Below are 2,871 nucleotides of genomic sequence, written 5' to 3' on the forward strand. Positions count from 1 at the left end.
TCAAGCGGTGGCCGTGCCCATGTCAAAACCCAAGCGCCTCCTGGTTAAAACACCAGGTGGACAAAAGCGCCGTTCATCGTTTGTCGCGGTTAGGCGGGCTCTTCGATCTTGTACGGCGGGGTTGAGATGCCGCCGACGCGGTAGCGGCCCCACGGGTCGGGGTCGGTCAGCGTGCCCTCGGCCTGGCCGGTCGGGGTGCGCAGGAGGGCTGTGCGGGCGCCGCCCTCGACGCGGGTCGTGACCTCGTCGTTCTGCTTGATCCGGCCGTACCAGTGGTAGCGGCCGTCGATCGGCTGGAAGTAGCCGCGCAGCTCGACCTCGACCGTCACCTCGTCGGTGCCGAAAACGAGGGTGGCAGGGCCCGTGTAGCCGTCTTCGTCGTCCTGGCTCATCTAGTCCACCAATCGGAGTGGGGTGAGTGGCTTTGCCGGGTCCGCCTGGACGCCTGCCGAGCGCAACAGCCCGTCGACGGCGTGCCAGATGATCGTGGCGAGGTAGTCGCTGAGGTTCGCGCGGGACATGGTCTGGCGGTCGAGCCACCAGTCGCCCGCGTTCTGCACCATGCCGACGAGCGCGTGCGCCCACGGCTCGGCGCCGCCGGAGTCCATCTCGAACGCGCGCAGGTAGTCGCCGAGGATGCGGGCGAGCGTGTTCGCGATGAGGTTCTTGTCCTCCTGCACCACGTCCTTCTCGACCGGACGGTCCACAAAGGACCCCTTCACCACGAACCGGTAGAGGTTCGGGTTGTCCTCGATGACCGACAGGTAGGCGTCCACGATCCGTACGATGCGGTCGCGGATCGGGCCGTCGGCGGCGAGCGCCGGACCCATCCGTTCCATCAGCATCTCGGTGGCCTTCTGGCCCACCGCCAGGTACAGGTCGGACTTGTCGGTGAAGTGCCGGTAGAGCACGGGCTTGCTGACGCCCGCCTCCGCGGCGACGTCCTCCATGCCGACGTCCGGCCCCTTCTTGGCCACCGCGGCGATCGTGGCCTCCACGAACTCCGCCCTGCGCTGCTCGCGATGCCCCTTCCAGCGCTCGCGTCGCGCATCCGGCCCCTTGACAGTGCGTGCCATGTGACGCACGCTACCAGAAGTAACCGTTACCTCAAGTAACACTTACCGGGGAGGGCAACCGATGAGGGTGGCCGATCGGGAGAAGACGGCGGAGAGGCTGCTGAAGTCGTCCGCGGAGAAGTTCTACGACCCCGAGGTGGACATCGACTGGTCCGCACCTCTGGTCGAGGGTCTCTTCTACATCCCTGAACAGCGCATTTCGCTCTACGGCACGCCCCTGTACGAGTCGCTTTCCGTGGAGCAGCGCATCGAGCTGTCGAAGCACGAGCTGGCGTCGATCGCGTCCGTCGGCCTGTGGTTCGAGCTGCTGCTCATGCAGATGCTGGTCAAGGTCGTCTACAACACCGACCCGACCTCTCGGCACGCCCAGTACGCGCTCACCGAGGTGGCCGACGAGTGCCGCCACTCGACGATGTTCGCGCGCCTGGTCGAACGCATCGGCTGCCCGCCGTACGGGCCCACGAAGCACACCCACCGGCTCGGCAAGCTGCTGCCGACCATCGGCTACGGGCCCGCGATGTACGGCTCCATCCTGGTCGCCGAGGAGATCCTCGACCGGCTGCAGCGCGAGGCCATGACCGACGAGACCATCCAGCCGATCGTGCGGATGGTGAACCGCATCCACGTGCTGGAGGAGGCCCGCCACGTGCGGTTCGCGCGCGAGGAGCTGGTGCGCGGCATGTCGTCCTTGAAGGGCTACGAACTGCCGTACCAGAAGTGGCTGATCGGGTACGTGTCGATGATGATCACCCGGACGATCATCAACCCTGCCGTGTACGCGGCGGTGGGCCTGGACGTGCGCGAGGCCCGTCGTCAGGCGCTCGCCAACCCGCGGTTCCAGGAGACCATTCGCTGGTCGGGGGAACGGATCATGTCGTTCCTGGACGAAGCCGGACTCGTCGGAAAGCCGGGGATGCGGTCGTGGCGCCGTTCGTTCTTGATCGGCTGAACGTCGTCACGTCGGAGCCGTCGTCCTCGTCCTCCTCCGACGTGACCGCGGTTCTGCTGCACGGCTGGACCATGGACCTCACGACGTGGGACCGCGTGGCTGCGGCGCTGCCTGGGCGCGTGGTCCGCTACGACGTGCGCGGCCACGGGAAGTCGGCCTGCGACGGGCGCGCTCCGACGCTGTCCGAACTGGCCGACGACCTGGCGGCGGTGCTGGAGGAGTTCGTCCCTTCCGGACGGATCGTGCTGGCCGGGCACTCGCTCGGCGGCATGACGATCATGGCGCTGGCCGAGCAGCGCCCCGAGTTGTTCTCGCGCGTCACGGGGGTGGCCCTGGTGGCCACGTCGTGCGGGGACCTGCCCGGGCTGAGCGGTGTGGAGCGGCTCGCCGGGCGATGGCTGGTCAAGCGGCCGAAGGTCGGGTTCGGCCGCTTGATCACGCCTGGTCTGCGGGTCACGTTCGGCCATCGGCCCCGGTGGGCTGACGTCCGTGCGGCAGCGGCGATGGCCGGCAACACGACAGGGACCGCGTTCGTGGGGGTGCGGGAGGAGCTGACCCGGCATCAACGGCGGGAAGCGCTGGCCGTGCTGGCCGACATCCCCACCGTCGTCATGGCCGGTTCGTGGGACGTGCTCACGCCGATGCGGCACTCGCGGGTGCTGGCGGAGGCGCTGCCGAGCGCGGACTTCGTGATCTACCCGAAGGCCGGGCACATGCTGCCGCTGGAACGGTCGGAGGACGTGGCTCGGCGGATCGCCGCGCTGATGTGAGATGAAGGGCTCCTTCTTCCACCTCTTGGGTTCTAGGGATCGTTGCAACACCTGAGTTGTGCAGGGGTTGCAGTGT

Annotated in this window: 4 protein-coding genes; 2 read left to right on the forward strand and 2 right to left on the reverse strand. The window is 67.8% G+C overall.

All coding sequences use genetic code 11. The features are described from left to right. Window positions 1-89 precede the first annotated feature (89 nt). The gene (locus IEZ09_RS45750) at window positions 90-392 is read right to left on the reverse strand and encodes a DUF4873 domain-containing protein (RefSeq protein ID WP_189260121.1); all 303 of its coding nucleotides are present in this window, start codon (window positions 390-392) and stop codon (window positions 90-92) included. Beyond that, window positions 393-1,076, reverse strand: a complete 684-nt coding sequence (locus IEZ09_RS45755) for a TetR/AcrR family transcriptional regulator (protein WP_189260122.1) — start codon at window positions 1,074-1,076, stop codon at window positions 393-395. It lies immediately after the preceding gene. Window positions 1,077-1,137: 61 nt separating this feature from the next. Here IEZ09_RS45755 and IEZ09_RS45760 point away from each other — a divergent pair, with 61 nt between their 5' ends. After that, a complete protein-coding gene (locus IEZ09_RS45760; protein ID WP_189260123.1) occupies window positions 1,138-2,025 on the forward strand; it encodes an AurF N-oxygenase family protein in 888 nt (295 codons plus the stop codon). Continuing rightward, window positions 1,998-2,795: an alpha/beta fold hydrolase gene (locus tag IEZ09_RS45765; RefSeq protein WP_189260124.1), complete on the forward strand. Its 798-nt coding sequence runs from the start codon at window positions 1,998-2,000 to the stop codon at window positions 2,793-2,795. Before IEZ09_RS45760 ends, IEZ09_RS45765 begins: the two co-directional genes overlap by 28 nt. The last annotated feature ends 76 nt before the right edge of the window (window positions 2,796-2,871 follow it).

Source organism: Lentzea flava (assembly GCF_014648475.1).
GTDB classification, from domain to species: domain Bacteria; phylum Actinomycetota; class Actinomycetes; order Mycobacteriales; family Pseudonocardiaceae; genus Lentzea; species Lentzea flava.